The following is a 17,058-nucleotide window of genomic DNA, read 5'->3' as shown; positions in this document are numbered from 1 at the left end:
GGGGACGGGCGTCTTCACAGCTCCCGTACAACGCCCCGGGTTTACCAACGGGTACGCCGTTTGGCAGGATCGGCCCCATGTCCGGTTCACATCGCGCCACCGCGTACCCGCCGTACGAGCCGATGCAGGAGCCGGCGCACGGCGTGCCGCAGCAGCCGCACGAGCCGTCGTACGGCTCCTACGAGCCGTACCAGGAGCCCGTCCACGAGGCCCCGTACGGCCAGTACCAGCCGTACGCGCAGCCGGCTGACGGGTACTTCGCCGCGTACGACGAATCGTTCCAGCCGTACGCGCAGGCACCGGAGGCCTACGAGGCTCCGGAGCCGCTGTACGAGCCCGAGCCGCTGTACGAGGCGGCGTCGTCGCTTTACGAGCCCGAGCCGCTTTACACGCCCGAGCCGCTGTACGCGCCGGAGCCGCCGTACGAGCCCGAGCCGGTCTACCTGTCCGAGCCCGCGCCGCAGGCCGCCGCCACCCCCGCCGTGGGCGCCAGGACGGCCGCCCGGGGCCGCCGCCGCAAGGCGAAGAAGAAGAGTCACGGCAAGGCCGTGATGGCCGGCACCGCGCTGCTGGTCGCGGCCGCCGCGGGCTGGTACACCGTCGGCCAGGACACCGCCAAGCCCGGCGTCACCACCGCCGACGGCCCCGGCCCGGAGGGCGTCAGCACGTCCGACCGGCCCGCCCCGGCCGCCGCCGCCCAGGCCGCCGCGGACCGGCAGAACCAGGCCGCCGTGGCCGGCCGGAGCGAGACCCGCGACGACGGCTCGGTGGCCGCGATACCCGGCCTCGGCGCGTCCTTCACGGCCCGGATACCCGCGCAGACCAACCAGGTCGTGGTGGCCACCGGCCAGGGCAAGGACACCGACAAGAACAGCGTCACGCTGTGGACCCGGACCCCGGAGGGCCGCTGGCTGCCCGGCGAGACCTGGCAGGGCCACAACGGCAAGAACGGCTGGACCACCGGCCACAACGAGGGCGACCTGCGCAGCCCGATCGGCGTCTTCTCGCTGACCGACGCCGGCGGCCGCAACGCCGACCCCGGCAGCAAGCTCCCGTACGACAAGGACCCGAGCTTCGTGGTCTCCGGGACGGGCTTCTTCGGCGACCAGCTGGCCGGCTCCTTCGACTACGTCGTGGCGATCAACTACAACCGGGTCCCCGGCTCCTCCCCGCTCGACCCGCGCCGCCCCGACGGCAAGTCCAAGGGCGGCGGCATCTGGCTCCACGTCGACCACGACGGCCCCACCCACGGCTGCGTCTCCATCCCCGAGGACAAGATGGCGCAGCTCATCCGCACCCTGGATCCGGCCGCCCACCCGGTCATCGTGATGGGCGACGCGACCTCGCTGGCGGCCTGACCCCGGACCGGACGATCCGGCCGCGGGCCAAGCGGAACCCCAAGTGCCGCAACGCCCCTTGTCGGCTACCTACAGTTCACGGGGGCGGATCCTGTAGCCGATGGTGCCCGGCTGACCAGCGGGTAACCCGGTTGCATGGCAGCATGAGCGGTTCGCGCATCGTGGCACTCGGTCACTACCAGCCCCCCAAGGTCCTCTCCAACGACGACCTGGCCATGCTCGTCGACACGACCGACGAGTGGATCCGTGCCCGGGTGGGGATCAGGACCCGGCACATCGCCGAGGGCGAGACCCTGGTCGACATGGCCACCGAGGCGGCCCAGAAGGCGCTGGCCCGCAGCGGCCGCACCGCCGACGAGATCGACCTCGTCGTGGTCGCCACCTGCACCGCCGTCGAGCGCAGCCCCAACACGGCCGCCGCCGTGGCCGCCCGGCTCGGCGTCCGGGCGCCCGCCGCCTACGACATCAACACGGTCTGCTCCGGCTTCTCGTACGCGCTGGCCACCGCCGACCACGCGATCCGGGCCGGCGCGGCCCGCCGGGCGCTGGTGATCGGCGCCGAGCGGATGTCCGACACCCTCGACTGGACCGACCGCTCGACCTGCGTGATCTTCGGCGACGGCGCCGGCGCCGCGGTCGTCGAGGCCCAGGAGGACGGCGCCGAGCCGGGCATCGGCCCGGTGGTCTGGGGCTCCGAGCCGGAGAAGGGCGACGCCGTGGTGATCACCGGCTGGGACCCGGTGATCAGCCAGCAGGGCCAGTCGGTCTTCCGCTGGGCCACCACCCAGCTCGCCCCGCTCGCCCGGCAGGCCTGCGAGCGGGCCGGGATCGACCCGTCCGAGCTGAAGGGCTTCGTGCCGCACCAGGCGAACCTGCGGATCATCGACGCGATCGCCAACAAGCTCGGCGTCACCGACGCGGTGGTGGCCAGGGACGTCGTGGAGTCCGGCAACACCTCGGCCGCGTCGATCCCGCTGGCCTTCTCCAAGCTGGTCGAGCGCGGCGAGCTGTCGCCCGGCGACCCGGTCCTGCTGTTCGGCTTCGGCGGCGGTCTGGCCTACGCCGGCCAGGTGGTCCGCTGCCCCTGAGGCGGCCCCGGCGCCGTCCCGGCGCCTGACGCGGAACATGCCGGTGGGCGGGCACCCTGTGTGAGGGGTGCCCGCCCACCGGCATGTCTGGCCCTGGCGCGCTGCGGTACGTCGGCGGACCTCCCCCGAGGACACGGCCGCCGTCCGTCGTTCCCCGGACAGGAGGCCGGGGCTGCGCGCGGGCGGATGGTCGGATGAGCGGATGGTCTACTTGGGCGCCTTCTTGCCGGTGACGCCCAGGTACACCAGGGGAGCGAGGTTGGGCTTGAGGTCCTTGACCTTGACGCCCCAGGAGGTGAAGGCCTTCTGGTGCTCTGCCGCCGAGGCGAGCAGCGAGACCAGGGCCCCGGAGACGGCGTTGGGATCGAGTGACTTGTCGGCCTGTCCCTTCGCCTGGAGTTCCCGGACGGCATCCGCGAGCGGCTTGGCGACCGCGTTGAGGACGGTCATGCGGATCTTGAAGAACCGCTTGTCCCCTTCGGCGGCACCGAGCGTGACCACTCGGAGAATGGCGTCGTTCTTGCGCCAGAAGGCGAGGAATCCGTCGACCAGTTCTTCCGAAGTGGTCGGTCCGGACTTCCCTGCCCAGGACTTTCCGGCCACCAGCTCTTTGAGGGTGTCGGCGTCCTTGGCCATTTCCTCGGCGATTTCGAGGACAGCGCCCTCGACATCCGGGAAGTACTGGTAGAAGGTCGCGGGGGAGGTACCCGCCATACGGGCGACGTCGATGACCTTGACGTCCCGATAGGGCGACGTGCTGAGCATCTCGCGGAGGCAGTCGAGCAGCTTCTGCCGCGTCTCCTGTCCGCGTCGCCCGGCGACGCGACCGTCGACGGTGCGAACTTGTCCTGTCATGCCGTCAGCTTACCGTGGCACGATCTTGGCGCGATTCGGTGATGCGACTATTACTCCGCTCGGGGGTTCCTATAGGGGCATGAACCACTTCGGACGGATATTCACCGCATCCCGATGTAGCCCCCCCGTGTGCTTTCGATCTCACAGCGTGACGGCGAGTCCGCTGAGGGGTGGTCGGGTGACAGAGCGTGACGGAAACCCGGCGTGGACGACGTGCGGTCGGTGAGCCCGTCGGACGGCCCGGGCGCAAGCCCCCGCCGGAGCGGGCGTCAGAATCCGGCCGTTCCGCGACCACTGACCTGGCGGTGCCGTCCGTGCGGCCCCCGGCGCTCCTGGGCGGGGGAGGTTGGAGATGGGCCGGGCGGCCATGGAGAATCGGGTCCGGCACCACGCGGCGGGTGCCTGGACGGGGAGGTGGCAGCGGAGTGGACCAGCTGACGGCGCACGATCCGAGGCGGATCGGGCCCTTCGAGGTGCTGGGGCGGCTCGGCGCGGGCGGGATGGGCCTGGTCTACCTGGCACGTTCCGCCTCCGGCCGGCGCGTGGCCATCAAGACCGTCCGGGGGGAGCTGGCCGAGGACGAGCTGTTCCGGGTCCGCTTCGCGCGGGAGATCGCCGCGGCCAAGACGGTCGGCGGCTTCTACACGGCGGCCGTCGTGGACGCCGACGCCGACGCGCGCGTGCCCTGGCTGGCGACCGCCTACATCCCGGCGCCCTCCCTGGAGGACCTGGTCGAGGAGTGCGGCCCGCTGCCGGTGGACGCCACCCGCTGGCTGGTCGCCGGCATAGCCGAGGCGCTGCAGTCCATCCACGCCGCCGGGCTGATCCACCGCGACCTGAAGCCCTCGAACGTCCTGGTGGTCGAGGACGGCCCGAAGGTGATCGACTTCGGCATCGCCGCCGGGGTGTCCAGCACCCGGCTCACCATGACCAACGTCGCGGTCGGCACCCCCGCCTACATGTCGCCCGAGCAGGCCCGCGACAGCCGGACCGTCCAGGGCGCCAGCGACATCTTCTCGCTCGGCTCGCTGATGGTCTTCTGCGCCACCGGGCACCCGCCCTTCCGCGGCTCGAACCCGGTCGAGACGGTGTTCCAGCTCCTGCGCGAGCAGCCCGACTACTCGGGGATGCCGGTCGAGCTGATGGACCTGGTCCGCGCCTGCATGCGGCCCTCGCCCGAGCACCGGCCCACCCCGGCGCAGATCCAGACCGAACTGGCCCCGCACCTGTTCTCCCGGGACGACGCCTCCGGCGAGGCCGGGGACTGGCTCCCGGCCAACGCGCTGGAGCTGATCGAGCGCAAGCGCGGCCGGCGCCAGCCCGCCGCGCCGCCCGCACCCCCGGCACCTCCCGCGCCGCCCGTGACCCCGCAGGGCGCCGGGCCGCTGCACCCGGCCGAGGCGCCGGCCCCCGTCCCGCCGGGGCCCGTCCCGCACCAGAGCGTGCCGCACCAGAACGTGCCGACGCAGCGTCCCGGCGTCGAGGACCCGCGCACCCAGCACCCGGGCGGCCACGCCCCGCCGCCGCTCGGTCCGGTGCACGTCCGGCCGGGCCAGGCGTCCGAGGCCGAGATCGCCACCGAGAAGATCCGCTCGCCCAACAAGCACCGGGCGCCCACCGACGGCGGCGGCGCCGAGGTGCGGCTGCCCGGCGCGTCCGTGCGGATAGGCCCCGGTCCGCGGGCCGAGCACGAGCAGACCGGCCCCGGTGCCACGCCGGCCGAGACCGAGTGGGTGCGCCGGGCGACCCCGCCGCCGGCCCGGACGCCCCTCCCGGCGCCCGTCCAGCCCCCGGCTCCGGCGCCGCGCTGGCGGCCCTGGCGGTTCCGGATGTCCAACGACGTCTGGGGCACCCCGGTGGTCGCCGACGGCACCCTGTTCGTCTCCAGCTTCGAGGTGCACGCGCTGGACATCGCCTCCGGCCAGCGCCGCTACAAGACCCGGGACGTGGCCTGGGCGCTCGCCGTGGACGCCGGCCGGGTGCACGCGGCCGACGGACCGCACCTGTACACCGTGGACGTCGCGGACGGCACCGAGCGCTGGCGCACCTCGCTGGACGGCTGGGTCTACTCGCTGTCCGCCGCCGACGGCGTGCTGTGCTGCGGCGTGCGCGGCGGCGGCGTCCAGCTGCGTTCGGCCGCCACCGGCGCCGAGCTGTGGCGCGCCGACGACGCCCAGCAGGACTACGAGAACCCGCAGTCCGGGCCCGTCCTGGTGGCCGGCGCCGCGTACTACTACGGCGCCGGGCGGCTGCGCTGCGTCGACCCGCGCGGCGCGGGCCTGCGCTGGTCCTTCCCGGTCGGCGAGGACGTCCCGTCGCACCCCGTCGAGCGCGGCGGCGTGCTGTACGTGACGGCCGGCACCCGGGTGTACGCCCTGGACGCGGCGAGCGGCGCCGAGCGGTGGCGCTTCGAGGCGCCGGTGGTGCTCTTCACCCCGCCCGCGCTGGACGCGGACGCCGTCTACGTCGCCGACTACCTGGGCACCGTGTACGCGCTCGACGCGGCCACCGGCCGGGACCGCTGGCGCGGTGCCACGGGCGGCCGCCAGGGCGCCGAGCCGGTCGTGGTCGGCGAGGGCATGGTGCTGGTCGGCAGCGGCGAGGTGCTGTACGCCTTCGAGGCGGCCACCGGCCGGGAGCGCTGGCGCTACACCGCGCGCGGCGAGATCGTCGGCTCCCCGGCGGTCGCGGACGGCCTGGTCCACCTCGGCAGCCGGGACCACTCGCTGCACACGGTGGACCTGGCGAGCGGTCAGCTGCGCTGGGAGCTCGGCACCAAGGGCGAGCTGACCGGCTCCCCGGTGGCGGTCGGCGGCCGGGTGTTCGTCGGCTCCAAGGACCGCTGCGTGTACGCGCTGGACGCCTTCTACGGCACGGCGGTGCCCGCCCGCTAACGCTTGTCGCGGGCCTCCGGGTGGTGGTGGCACCAGCCCTCCCACGCGGAGGCGACCATCTCGGCGACGTCGTACCGGGCGTGCCAGCCCAGCTCGCGGCCGATCAGGTCGGCGGAGGCCACCACCCGGGCCGGGTCGCCGGGGCGGCGCGGGGTCACCTCCGGGGTGGTGTCCCGCCCGGTGACCTCGCCGATCAGGGCGAGCATCTCGCGGACGCTGACGCCCTCGCCGCGGCCGATGTTGAGCACCAGCGCGGTGTCGCCCGGCGGGTCGGCGGCGAGCCGGCGGGCGGCCGCGACGTGGGCCGACGCGACGTCGGCCACGTGGATGTAGTCGCGCACGCAGGTGCCGTCCGGGGTGGGGTAGTCCGCGCCGAAGACGCGCGGCGCCCGGCCGGTGGTGAGGCGCTCGAAGACCATCGGGACGAGGTTGAAGACCCCGGTGTCGGCCAGCTCCGGCGTGCCGGAGCCGGCCACGTTGAAGTACCGCAGCGAGATCGTCGACATGCCGTGCGCCCGCCCGGCGGCGGCGACCAGCCACTCGCCGGCCAGCTTGGTCTCGCCGTACGGGTTCATCGGCGCGCAGGGGGTGGCCTCGGTGACCAGGTCGACGTCCGGCATGCCGTAGACGGCGGCCGAGGAGGAGAACAGGAAGCGCCGCACGCCCTCGTCGGCGGCGGCCTCCAGGACGGTCTGCAGGCCGAGCATGTTCTCGCGGTAGTAGAGGAACGGGCGCTCGACCGACTCGCCCACCTGCTTCTTCGCGGCGAAGTGCAGGATCCCCGTCACCGCGTGCTCGCGGATGGCGGCGGACACGACGGCGCGGTCCAGCGTGGAGCCCTTGACGAGCGCGACGTCGGCCGGCAGCCGGCTCGGATCGCCGGTGCTGAGGTCGTCCAGGACGGCCACGCTCTCGCCCGCGTCGAGCAGCTGACGGACCACGTGCCCGCCGATGTATCCGGCACCGCCAGTGATCAACCAGGTCATGCTCCGATCCTAGGCCGTCCCGTTTTGACCGGTGTGGCCGGGCGAGTCCAGCCAGCAATTCGGACAAATCGGTGAAATGCTGACAAAGATTTCTGTGCTCTCGGCCTGGTGACGAATCGGAGGCAGCCAAGGTGAGCCGAAAGAAGGAACACAACCGTCCCCTCCCGGCCGGTCCGCGGCCTACCGGCCCCAAGGCGTTCCGCGGGTGGCTGCGCGCCCCCGGTGCGGTCGCCGTCCTGGCGGCCGCCGCGCTGGCGCTGACCGGGTGCAGCAGCGGTTCGTCGTCGTCGGCCAAGTCTTCGGCCCCGGGCCAGGCCTCGTCCTCCGCGGCCCCGTCACCGGCCGCGTCGGGCTCCTCGGCCCCGCCCATGACCGGCAACCAGCTCCAGGACGCCTACCAGAAGGTCATCGCCGACGTCCTGCCGTCCGTGGTGCAGATCACCACCGGCGACAGCCTCGGCTCGGGGATCGTCTACGACGACAAGGGCGACATCGTCACCAACGCCCACGTGGTCGGGTCCGCCACCACCTTCACCGTCACCCTGGCCAACAGCACCAAGTCCCTGGACGCCGCTCTGGTCGGCAGCTACCCCGACTCCGACCTCGCGGTGATCAAGCTGAGCAGCCCGCCGAGCGGCCTCAAGCCCGCCACCTTCGGGGACTCGGGCAAGGTCCAGCTGGGCCAGATCACGCTCGCCATGGGCAGCCCGCTCGGGCTCTCCAGCAGCGTCACCCAGGGCATCGTCTCGGCCACCGGGCGGACCGTCTCCGAGCCCAGGGGCGGCGGATCGCCGGGCGCGACGATCGGCAACATGGTGCAGACCTCGGCCGCGATCAACCCGGGCAACAGCGGCGGCGCGCTGGTCAACCTGGACAGCCAGGTGATCGGCATCAACACCCTCGCGGCCACCGAGCCGCAGGCCAACGGCGCCGCCGCGCCCGGCATCGGCTTCGCGATCCCGGCGTCCACCATCACCAACATCACCGACCAGCTGATCAAGCAGGGCAAGGTGACCAACTCCGGCCGGGCCGCGCTCGGCGTCACCGCCCGGACCAGCTTCAACCAGCAGTTCCAGCCGGCCGGCGCGGTGATCGTCTCGGTCACCGCAGGCGGCCCGGCCGCCTCGGCGGGGCTCCAGCCCGGGGACGTCATCACCAAGATCGGCGACGCCGCGGTCGACTCGCTGAACGCCCTGACCACGGCCCTCGCCTCGCTCACGCCGGGCAGCAAGGCCACCGTGACGTACACCCGGGACGGCAAGGCGCAGACCGCCGACGTCACCCTCGGCACGCTGGAGACGACCTCCTAGGGCCGCACCGGCCCCCCGGACCCCGGTACGGCCACCGGCCGGGCCGCACGACCGCGCAAGGGTTCCGCGGTCCGGCCGCGCCGCACCGGAGCGGCGCCGGCGCCCCGTCACTGCCTCGGCGGGGCGCCGGCGCCTTCGTGTGTCCGGGTGCTCAGTGGCGGGCGGCCCGGGTGTGCCAGGGCAGCTCGACGGTGACGGTGGTCGGGCCGCCCTCCGGGCTCTCCACCAGGAACACCCCGTCCACCGCCTGGACCCGCTCGGCCAGCCCGGCCAGGCCGCCGCCCGGGTAGGCGCTCGCGCCGCCCCGGCCGTCGTCCTGGACCAGCAGCATCAGCTGGTCGTCGGAGCGCCAGACCTCCACCGAGGCGCTCCGCGCGCCGGAGTGCTTGGAGACGTTCGTCAGCAGCTCGCTGACCGTGAAGTAGGCGATGCCCTCGACCGCCGAGTCCGGGCGCTCGGCCACGCCGTCGGGGCCGCGCAGCTCGACGTTCACCCGGACCCCGCCGGGGACGGTGCAGCGGGCGGCCACCGAGGACAGCGCCGCGTCCAGGCCGCGGTCGGTGAGCACCGCCGGGTGGATGCCGCGGGCCAGGTCGCGCAGCTCCTTCAGGGCCAGCTTCACCTCGCCGTGCGCGTTGTCGACCATCGACGCCGCGGCGGCCATGTCCGCCGGAGTCTCCACCTCGCGCAGCCGCTCCTTGGCCATGCCGAGGTCCATCGCCAGCGCGACCAGGCGGGCCTGGGCGCCGTCGTGCAGGTCGCGCTCGATCCGGCGCAGGTCGGCGGCGGCGGTGTCGACCACCGTGCCGCGGTCCTCCTCCAGCTCGCGCACCCGCTCGGACAGGGCACCGGGGAACAGCAGCGCCTCGACCAGGATCCGGTCCACCGCCGCCTCGGCGCGGATCACCCACGGCAGCACCGGCCACAGCACGACGACGCTGACCAGGGTGACGGTGAAGCTCAGGATGCCCCACGGCAGCAGCAGTACGTTGTACAGCGCCGAGCGCCAGTTCAGCAGGTCGGTCAGGTTGGCGATGGCGAAGCCGGTGACGCCCGGGCGGCGCCGGACCACCGGCTCCGGCTCGCTGATCTCCGAACCGTGCGCCGACCGCGCCCGGCGCCGGGCCAGCGCGCCCAGACCGCGGCAGCCGGCCAGCCCGGCGGCCAGCACCGGCAGGCCGATCACCGTCACGGACAGCCCGAGGCCGACCGACAGCATCACCGCCGCGAAGACGAACCCGCCGATGCCCAGTGGCAGGTTCAGCATCAACTGCCCGGCCTGTCGCCACATCCGGGCGCCGTACAGCGGGCCGCGCTCCATCCGCGCGTCCTGCTCCTTGACGGCCGCCACGGCGCGCCGGGTCAGGGGCTTCATCAGGATCCACCCTCCCTCTCGCTCTAGTGGTCCAAGCTTCCCGAACACGGGGCGGGTGGTGCCATGGGGGTGATACATCTCCTGGGCCGGGGGTTATCCCCACCCCTGCCGGCCCCTCCCCGTCCCTCTCCGGACGGCTCCGGGCGGTACGGGGGTGTCCACCGGTTGTCCACGTGACGTCTTGCGGAGCGGGCTGGGTTCGGGTGGAGCGGAGCCGTCCCCTTAGACTCACGCATTGGCCATGGTTATGACCGTGTAAAGAAGCGACGTAGAACTGCCTTGAGGGGCGGTTCACGGCCGAGTGGAGGGCGAAGGCATGGAGTGGCGGCAAGCGGCTGCCGTCGCGGCCGACCCGGCGGTCGGCAGCGGCTACTTCGACGCGTACGCGGCGATGGGACTGCTCGCCGTCATCGGCGTGCTGTTCGTGACCGTCGCGTTCACCGCCAACCGGCTGCTGCGTCCGGTGGTGTACTCGCCGGAGAAGCTCCTGGCCTACGAGTGCGGCGTGGACCCGGTGGGCGAGGACTGGGCGCACACCCAGATCCGCTACTACGTGTACGCCTTCCTGTACGTGATCTTCGCGGTCGACGCGATCTACCTGTTCCCGTGGGCGACCGTGTTCGCCACCGCCGGGTACGGGGCCGGGACGCTGATCGAGATGTTCCTCTTCATCGGCTTCCTCGCGGTCGGGCTGCTCTACGCCTGGAAGAAGGGCGTTCTGGAATGGACATGACCCACAACCACTCGCACGCCGCGCCGGGCGGACCGGTCCCGCTCGGCCTCCCGGACCCGTCGCGCCCCGGCGCCGTCGAGCGCCGGAGCATCGGCCCGCTGGCCCGGCTCGCGCCGGACCCGGTCAAGGTCGTGCTCAACTGGGGCCGCCGCTACAGCCTCTGGTGCTTCAACTTCGGGCTGGCCTGCTGCGCGATCGAGTTCATCGCGGCGTCCATGGCCAAGCACGACTTCATCCGGATGGGTGTCATCCCGTTCGCGCCCGGCCCCCGGCAGGCCGATCTGATGATCGTCTCGGGGACGGTGACGGACAAGATGGCGCCCGCCGTCAAGCGCCTCTACGAGCAGATGCCCGAGCCGAAGTACGTCATCTCCTTCGGCGCCTGCTCCAACTCCGGCGGTCCGTACTGGGACTCGTACTCGGTGACCAAGGGCGTCGACCAGATCATCCCGGTCGACGTCTACGTGCCCGGCTGCCCGCCGCGGCCCGAGGCGCTGCTCCAGGGCATCCTCAAGCTGCAGGAGAAGATCGCCGCCGAGTCGCTGCCCGCCCGCTACGCCGCGCCCGCGTCGGCGCTGCGGCGTCCGCTGGTGGCGGGGCCCGCGGGCTCCTCGGGCTCTTCGGGCTCTGCGGAGCCTTCGGGGTCTTCGGGCTCTTCGGCAGAGGGAGGGGTCTCGTGACCACGGCAGAGCAGTACGCGGCGTCGGTCGGGGAGTGGGCGACTGGCGCCGAGGCGTACGGGCTGATCACCGTCGACGTGCCCGCCGAGCACTGGATCGAGGCGCTCACCGCCGCCCGTGACGGGCTCGGCCTGGGCTTCTTCGACTGGCTGAGCGCCGTCGACGAGCTCGCCGACGGCTTCTCCGTGGTCGCCCACCTGGCCTCGGCCGAGGGACACGCGGTGCGCCACCTCGCGCTGCGCACCCGGGTGCCGCGGGACAAGGCCGCCCTGCCGACGGCCGTGTCGGTGTACGCCGGCGCCGCGTGGCACGAGCGCGAGACCCACGAGATGTTCGGCATCGACTTCCCCGGGCACCCGCACCTCGTCACCCTGCTGCTGCCGGACGGCTTCGAGGGACACCCGCTGCGCAAGGAGTTCGTGCTCGCGGCCCGCGTCGCCAAGGCCTGGCCGGGCGCCAAGGAGCCGGGCGAGTCCGACCACGGCGACGGGCCGGCGCGGCGCAAGATGCAGCCGGCCGGCGTGCCGGACCCGAACGAGTGGGGCCCGCTCAAGGGCACCCTGCCGCCGGTCGCCGAGCGGCCCGCGCGTGGTGCGCGGGCGGCGGGCGCGGCGGCGCGCACTCCACGGGCCGCCGCGGCGGCTGCGGGTGCTGCCGGTGCTGCCGGTGCCGCCGGTGAGGCTCCGGCGGTGCGGGCGGACCGGCCCCGGCGGACCCGGTCGGTGTCGGACGGTTCGGCGAGCCAGGCGGGAGCCGAGGCTGCCGAGGGCGCCGTCGCCGAGGGCGCTGCCGGTGAGGCTCCGGCCGTGCGGGCGGACCGGCCGCGACGGACCCGGTCGGTGTCGGACGGTTCGGTCAGCCAGCCGGTCGAAGCGCCCGGCGCCGACGCGCCGAAGGCCGCTGACGAGCCCAAGGCCGAGCGTCCCGCCCCCACGCGGACGCAGTCGTCGGACGCGCCCTGGCACAACCCGGTGCCCGCCCACGACGCGAAGCCTGCCGAGGAACCTGCGGAGGGGCCGGCGGCGGAACCCGCCGAGGCCCCGGCGGAGAAGAAGGACGACCCGTCGGCCCGCCCGGCCGGCCAGGACGGAGACGGCACGTGAACCTGCTCGACACGGTGCTGCGCTGCGTCGCCACGCTCGTCGTCTTCCTCACCGTCCCGCTGATCATCGGCCAGACGGAGCACAAGGTCATGGCGCACATGCAGGGCCGGCTCGGCCCGATGTACGCCGGCGGCTTCCACGGCTGGGCGCAGCTCGTCGCCGACGGCGTGAAGTTCGCGCAGAAGGAGGACATCGTCCCCGCCGGGGCGGACCGCCGGATCTTCCAGCTGGCGCCCGCCGTCTCGCTGCTGCCGTACCTCTTCGTGCTGCTGGCGATCCCGGTCGGCCCGGACGGCTTCGTCGGCCAGGCGGTCGACGCTGGGCTGTTCTTCGTGCTGGCCGTGATGGGCGTCGGCGTGATCGGCAAGCTGATGGCCGGCTGGGCGTCGGCGAACAAGTTCTCGCTGCTCGGCGGCCTGCGCACGGCCGCCCAGCTGATGTCCTACGAGCTGCCGATGGTGCTGGCGGCGGCCTCGGTGGCGATGGCCGCCGGCACGCTGTCGCTGCCCGGGATCGTGGACTCCTGGCAGTGGTACTGGCTCCCGTGGCAGCTCATCGGCGCGTTCGTGTTCTTCACGGCCGGTCTGGCCGAGCTCCAGCGCCCGCCGTTCGACATGCCGGTGGCCGACTCGGAGATCATCTTCGGCGCGTACACCGAGTACACCGGCCTGCGCTTCGCCCTGTTCCTGCTCTCCGAGTACGTGGGCATCCTCGTGGTGTCCGGGCTGACCGCCGTGCTGTTCCTCGGCGGCTGGCACGGCCCGATGCCGGACCAGCTCGGCTGGCTCTGGACCCTGCTGAAGACCTTCGCGCTGGCCTTCGTGGTGATCTGGCTGCGGGTGACGTACCCGCGCCTGCGCGAGGACCAGCTGATGCGCTTCGCGTGGACCGTGCTGATCCCGCTCGCCCTCGTCCAGCTCGCCCTCACCGGCATCATCAAGGTGGCGATCTCATGAGTTTCCCGGGTGCCGGCCTCGCCAAGGGGCTGGCCGTGACTCTGCGGACGATGACGAAGAAGACCGTCACCGCGCAGTACCCCGACGTGCAGCCGGTGCTGCCGCCGCGCTCGCGCGGCGTCATCGCGCTGCTGGAGGAGAACTGCACGGTGTGCATGCTCTGCGCGCGCGAATGCCCGGACTGGTGCATCTACATCGACTCCCACAAGGAGACGCTGCCGGCCGCCGACCCGAACGCGCGCGCCCGCACCCGCAACGTGCTGGACCGCTTCGCGATCGACTTCTCGCTCTGCATGTACTGCGGGATCTGCATCGAGGTGTGCCCGTTCGACGCGCTGTTCTGGTCGCCGGAGTTCGAGTACGCCGAGACGGACATCCTGGAGCTGACCCACGAACGGGACCGGCTCCGTGAGTGGATGTGGACCGTCCCGGCGCCGCCGGCGCTGGACCCGGCGGCCGAGGAGCCCAAGGAGATCGCCACCGCGCGCAAGGCGGCGGACAAGCTGGCCGCGGCCGCCGCGGCGGCCGTCGCCCCCGAGGAGAAGGGTGAGACCGAGTGACTGCTCTTGCCCTGCTCGCGGCGACCGGCCCGCTGGCGCCGGCCTCCCGTTCGTTCCTGTCGCCGACCGGCGTGGAGATCGTCTTCCTGCTGGTCGGCATCACCGTGCTCGGCTCGGCCGTCGTCGCCGTGAGCACCAAGCAGCTGGTGCACGCCGCGCTGTGGCTGGTGGTCGCGCTCGGCGGGCTCGCGATCGAGTTCCTGCTGCTCACCGCCGAGTTCATCGCCTGGGTGCAGGTGCTGATCTACCTCGGCTCGGTGATCGTCCTGGTGCTGTTCGGGCTGATGCTCACGAAGGCGCCGATCGGGCGCTCGCCGGACGCCGACTCGAAGAACCGCTGGGTCGCCCTGGCGGTCGCGCTGGCCTCCGCCGGAACGCTCGTGACCCTGGTCGTGGACGCCTTCCGCACCTCCTGGATCGACCTCGGGGGTGGCGGCGGATCGGCCGCCGTCACCGGGGCGAGCCTGTTCCGCACGTGGGTCCTGCCCTTCGAGGCGCTGTCCGTGCTGCTGCTGGCGGCACTCGTCGGCGCGATCGTGCTGTCGCGCGGCTCGAAGCGCCGGGTGCCGCCGCCGCGGGCCGGCCGGCTGCGCACCGGGCGGCCGGTCGGGTCCAACGGGACCGTCGCCGCGACCGCTCCGCGCACCGCTCCGGAGGCCGCCGCCCCGCCCGTGACGGAGGAGAGCTGATGCACCTCGCCTACCCCGTCGTCCTCGCCGCGCTGCTGTTCAGCGTCGGCGTGTACGGCGTGCTCGCCCGGCGCAACGCCGTCCTCGTCCTGATCTCCGTCGAGCTGATGCTCAACGCCGTCAACCTGAACCTCGTCGCCTTCGACGCCTGGCTGCGCGACTCCCTGCACGCCGGCCAGGCGCTGACGCTGTTCACCATCACGATCGCCGCCGCCGAGATCGGCCTCGGGCTCGCCATCGTCCTGCTGCTGTTCCGGGCCAGGGGCACCGCGGACATCGACCGGGCCACCGCGCTCGGCGACCCGGCCGAGACGCTCGCCGAGGAGGCGCCGGCCGGCGCCGGGGCGCTGAAGGGCCAGGCCACCGCATGAACCTCGCCCTGCCCGTCCTCGTCCCCGCGCTGCCCGCGCTCGGCGCCGCCGCCACCCTGGCCGCCGGGAAGAAGGCCCCCGGCCTGGCCCGGCCGCTCGCCATCGTCCCGGTCGCCGCCTCGGCCGTGCTCGCCCTCGTGGTCGCGCTCCAGCTCGGCACCGGCCAGGCGCTCGACGCCGCCACCCGGCTGACCCCGACCGGCGGCCCGGACATCGCGCTCGCCCTCCACCTGGACGGCTTCAGCTCGCTGATCTCCGTGCTGGTCGGTCTGGTCGCCACGTGCGTCCAGGTCTACTCGACCGCGTACCTGAAGGAGGACCCGCGCTACCCCTCGTACGCGGCGCTGGTCTCGCTCTTCACCGCGGCGATGTTCCTCGTCGTGTACTCGGGCGACCTGGTCGTGCTGCTGGTCGGCTGGGAGGTCATGGGCATCTGCTCGTACTTCCTGATCGGCCACCACTGGGAGAGCGCGGACGCCCGCTCGGCCTCGCTGAAGGCCTTCCTGGTCACCAAGCTCGGCGACGTGCCGTTCCTGTTCGGGATCTTCCTGCTCGGCGCCGACGCCCACAGCTTCCGGATCCCGGACGTGCTGGCCGCCGCCACCGACGGGAAGCTCGGCCACCCGACGCTGATCGCGCTGCTGCTGCTCGCCGGGGTCGCCGGCAAGAGCGCGCAGTTCCCGCTGCACACCTGGCTCCCGGACGCGATGGCCGGCCCGACGCCGGTCTCCGCGCTGATCCACGCCGCCACCATGGTCGCGGCCGGCATCTACCTCGTCGCCCGGCTGCTGCCGGTGTTCCTGCTCTCGGGCGCGGCGCTCGTCGTGCTCGCCGTCATGGCCGCCGTGACGATGATCGGCTCGGCGCTGTGCGCGCTCGCGCAGGACGACCTCAAGCGGGTGCTCGCCTACTCGACCGTCGGCCAGCTCGGCTACATGGCCGGGGCGCTGGCCAGCGGCGACCGCGAGGCCTCGGTGTTCCACCTGGTCAGCCACGGCGCCTTCAAGGCGCTGCTGTTCCTGGCCGCCGGCGTGGTGATCCACGCCGCGCACACCAACTCGATCTCCGCGATGTCCCGGATCCCCGGGCTGCGCAAGCGGGTGCCGGACGCCTACTGGACGATGGGCATCGGCCTGGTCGCGCTGACCGGGCTGCCGCCGTTCTCCGGCTTCTTCAGCAAGGAGGCGGTCCTCGGCGCCGCCGAGCACGCCGCCAACGGCGAGGCGATGACCAACGGTCTCGGCCCCGCCTCGGCCGTGCCGCAGACCGCCGGGTGGATCGTGCTGGTCTCGGCGGCGCTGACCGCGCTGCTCACCGCCGCCTACGCCACCCGGCTCTTCCTGCTCGCGTTCCACAGCCCGGCCGGTGCCGCCGCGGCGGCCCCCGAGGTGGTGGCCCCCGCCGTCGCCGACCGGGCCACCGTCGTGGCCGACCACGAGGCCGACGCGCCCTACTCGCCCGAGCTCGACGAGGCCGACCCGGCCACCGCCGAGCCGCACGCGATGCGCTGGCCGCTGTGGGTGCTGGCCGTCCCGACCATGGCCTTCGGCATCGCCGGGCTGCGCTCCGACTGGCTGCCCGCCCTGCTTGACGGCGGCTCGCTGCGCCCCTCCGGCGTCACCGCCGTCACCGGCACCGGGCTCGCCGTGGCGGGCGCGCTGCTGGCGTACGGCGCCTGGCGCTCGGCCACCGCCCGGCTCGGCGCGGGCCGCCCCGCCCCGGCCGGCCGGGTGCCCGAGCAGGCCGGGGCCCCGGCCGCCGAGGTACTGGCCACCGAGGTGCTGGTCGCCGACCCCGGGCGCACCCTGCTCGGCCCGCTGTTCGGCCCGGCCCGGCACGGCTTCGGCGTCGACCGGCTCTACGCCGCGCTGTTCGTCCGCCCGGTGGCCGCCGCTGCCCGGCTGGTCCGCTTCCTCGACCGCGAGGTCGTCGAGGGCTACGTGCAGGGCAGCGGGATCGGTGCCAACCTGCTCGGCCGGGCCGTCCGGCTCGCGCAGACCGGCAACGCGCAGACCTACCTCAGCGCGCTGCTCGCCGGCGTCGTCCTGCTGGCCGTCCTGGTGGCGGTGTAGCGGATGCCGTTCCCCGTCCTGTCCCTCC

Annotated in this window: 15 protein-coding genes; 12 read left to right on the top strand and 3 right to left on the bottom strand. The window is 73.5% G+C overall.

Annotated features, from left to right (window positions below; translation table 11 throughout):
* The first annotated feature begins 77 nt into the window (after positions 1-77).
* Both ACFVSN_RS33670 and ACFVSN_RS33665 read left to right on the top strand, forming a co-directional pair.
* Positions 78-1,358 carry a L,D-transpeptidase family protein gene (locus ACFVSN_RS33670; protein ID WP_387957348.1) on the top strand — a complete coding sequence of 427 codons (1,281 nt, stop codon included), beginning with the start codon at positions 78-80 and terminating at the stop codon, positions 1,356-1,358.
* Positions 1,359-1,501: 143 nt separating this feature from the next.
* The gene (locus ACFVSN_RS33665; protein WP_387599023.1) at positions 1,502-2,446 is read left to right on the top strand and encodes a beta-ketoacyl-ACP synthase III; all 945 of its coding nucleotides are present in this window, start codon (positions 1,502-1,504) and stop codon (positions 2,444-2,446) included.
* Between the two features lie 207 nt (positions 2,447-2,653).
* On the opposite strand, the gene ACFVSN_RS33660 is transcribed toward ACFVSN_RS33665, so the two are convergent.
* The gene (locus ACFVSN_RS33660; protein ID WP_359964992.1) at positions 2,654-3,301 is read right to left on the bottom strand and encodes a TetR family transcriptional regulator; all 648 of its coding nucleotides are present in this window, start codon (positions 3,299-3,301) and stop codon (positions 2,654-2,656) included.
* A 425-nt stretch (positions 3,302-3,726) separates the two neighbouring features.
* Between ACFVSN_RS33660 and ACFVSN_RS33655 the strand changes: the two genes are divergently transcribed.
* Positions 3,727-6,195 carry a PQQ-binding-like beta-propeller repeat protein gene (locus ACFVSN_RS33655; protein WP_387599020.1) on the top strand — a complete coding sequence of 823 codons (2,469 nt, stop codon included), beginning with the start codon at positions 3,727-3,729 and terminating at the stop codon, positions 6,193-6,195.
* Here the strand turns inward: ACFVSN_RS33655 and galE are convergent.
* Positions 6,192-7,181, bottom strand: a complete 990-nt coding sequence (gene galE / locus ACFVSN_RS33650; protein ID WP_380508488.1) for a UDP-glucose 4-epimerase GalE — start codon at positions 7,179-7,181, stop codon at positions 6,192-6,194. The genes ACFVSN_RS33655 and galE overlap by 4 nt on opposite strands.
* A gap of 209 nt (positions 7,182-7,390) precedes the next feature.
* On the opposite strand from galE, the gene ACFVSN_RS33645 reads away from it, so the two are divergent.
* Positions 7,391-8,491, top strand: coding sequence for a S1C family serine protease (locus ACFVSN_RS33645; protein ID WP_387957433.1), 1,101 nt, complete (start codon positions 7,391-7,393; stop codon positions 8,489-8,491).
* A 151-nt stretch (positions 8,492-8,642) separates the two neighbouring features.
* Here ACFVSN_RS33645 and ACFVSN_RS33640 read toward each other — a convergent pair whose 3' ends face one another.
* Positions 8,643-9,812: a sensor histidine kinase gene (locus ACFVSN_RS33640; RefSeq protein WP_387957431.1), complete on the bottom strand. Its 1,170-nt coding sequence runs from the start codon at positions 9,810-9,812 to the stop codon at positions 8,643-8,645.
* 370 nt (positions 9,813-10,182) lie between these two features.
* Between ACFVSN_RS33640 and ACFVSN_RS33635 the strand changes: the two genes are divergently transcribed.
* The 8 genes from ACFVSN_RS33635 to ACFVSN_RS33600 are packed head-to-tail and all read left to right on the top strand — an operon-like array spanning position 10,183 to position 17,030.
* Positions 10,183-10,599: an NADH-quinone oxidoreductase subunit A gene (locus tag ACFVSN_RS33635; RefSeq protein WP_380444760.1), complete on the top strand. Its 417-nt coding sequence runs from the start codon at positions 10,183-10,185 to the stop codon at positions 10,597-10,599.
* Complete coding sequence (locus tag ACFVSN_RS33630) at positions 10,590-11,279, top strand: NADH-quinone oxidoreductase subunit B (protein WP_380508493.1); 690 nt, start codon at positions 10,590-10,592, stop codon at positions 11,277-11,279. The genes ACFVSN_RS33635 and ACFVSN_RS33630 overlap by 10 nt, the downstream gene beginning before the upstream one ends.
* The gene (locus ACFVSN_RS33625; RefSeq protein ID WP_387957346.1) at positions 11,276-12,382 is read left to right on the top strand and encodes an NADH-quinone oxidoreductase subunit C; all 1,107 of its coding nucleotides are present in this window, start codon (positions 11,276-11,278) and stop codon (positions 12,380-12,382) included. Before ACFVSN_RS33630 ends, ACFVSN_RS33625 begins: the two co-directional genes overlap by 4 nt.
* Entirely contained in the window at positions 12,379-13,338 is a 960-nt protein-coding gene (gene nuoH / locus ACFVSN_RS33620; RefSeq protein WP_380444763.1) for an NADH-quinone oxidoreductase subunit NuoH, read from the top strand. Before ACFVSN_RS33625 ends, nuoH begins: the two co-directional genes overlap by 4 nt.
* Positions 13,335-13,898, top strand: coding sequence for a NuoI/complex I 23 kDa subunit family protein (locus ACFVSN_RS33615; protein WP_380444764.1), 564 nt, complete (start codon positions 13,335-13,337; stop codon positions 13,896-13,898). The genes nuoH and ACFVSN_RS33615 overlap by 4 nt, the downstream gene beginning before the upstream one ends.
* Positions 13,895-14,587, top strand: coding sequence for an NADH-quinone oxidoreductase subunit J (locus ACFVSN_RS33610; RefSeq protein WP_380497366.1), 693 nt, complete (start codon positions 13,895-13,897; stop codon positions 14,585-14,587). Before ACFVSN_RS33615 ends, ACFVSN_RS33610 begins: the two co-directional genes overlap by 4 nt.
* The gene (gene nuoK / locus ACFVSN_RS33605) at positions 14,587-14,958 is read left to right on the top strand and encodes an NADH-quinone oxidoreductase subunit NuoK (RefSeq protein WP_329930390.1); all 372 of its coding nucleotides are present in this window, start codon (positions 14,587-14,589) and stop codon (positions 14,956-14,958) included. The genes ACFVSN_RS33610 and nuoK overlap by 1 nt, the downstream gene beginning before the upstream one ends.
* Positions 14,955-17,030, top strand: coding sequence for an NADH-quinone oxidoreductase subunit L (locus ACFVSN_RS33600; RefSeq protein WP_387957344.1), 2,076 nt, complete (start codon positions 14,955-14,957; stop codon positions 17,028-17,030). Before nuoK ends, ACFVSN_RS33600 begins: the two co-directional genes overlap by 4 nt.
* Positions 17,031-17,058 lie beyond the last annotated feature (28 nt).

Origin of the sequence: Kitasatospora sp. NPDC057904, from assembly GCF_042887925.1 — a bacterium.
In the GTDB taxonomy this organism is placed as follows: domain Bacteria; phylum Actinomycetota; class Actinomycetes; order Streptomycetales; family Streptomycetaceae; genus Kitasatospora.
The sequence above is the reverse complement of the archived record's forward strand: the minus strand, read 5'-3'. Positions and strand labels throughout refer to the sequence as shown.

Coding starts and splice junctions, on each gene's coding strand:
- ACFVSN_RS33670 (WP_387957348.1), top strand. CDS start 78: ATGTCCGGTTCACATCGCGCCACCGCGTACCCGCCGTACGAGCCGATG.
- ACFVSN_RS33665 (WP_387599023.1), top strand. CDS start 1,502: ATGAGCGGTTCGCGCATCGTGGCACTCGGTCACTACCAGCCCCCCAAG.
- ACFVSN_RS33660 (WP_359964992.1), bottom strand. CDS start 3,301: ATGACAGGACAAGTTCGCACCGTCGACGGTCGCGTCGCCGGGCGACGC.
- galE (WP_380508488.1), bottom strand. CDS start 7,181: ATGACCTGGTTGATCACTGGCGGTGCCGGATACATCGGCGGGCACGTG.
- ACFVSN_RS33640 (WP_387957431.1), bottom strand. CDS start 9,812: ATGGAGCGCGGCCCGCTGTACGGCGCCCGGATGTGGCGACAGGCCGGG.
- ACFVSN_RS33635 (WP_380444760.1), top strand. CDS start 10,183: ATGGAGTGGCGGCAAGCGGCTGCCGTCGCGGCCGACCCGGCGGTCGGC.
- ACFVSN_RS33630 (WP_380508493.1), top strand. CDS start 10,590: ATGGACATGACCCACAACCACTCGCACGCCGCGCCGGGCGGACCGGTC.
- ACFVSN_RS33615 (WP_380444764.1), top strand. CDS start 13,335: ATGAGTTTCCCGGGTGCCGGCCTCGCCAAGGGGCTGGCCGTGACTCTG.
- nuoK (WP_329930390.1), top strand. CDS start 14,587: ATGCACCTCGCCTACCCCGTCGTCCTCGCCGCGCTGCTGTTCAGCGTC.
- ACFVSN_RS33600 (WP_387957344.1), top strand. CDS start 14,955: ATGAACCTCGCCCTGCCCGTCCTCGTCCCCGCGCTGCCCGCGCTCGGC.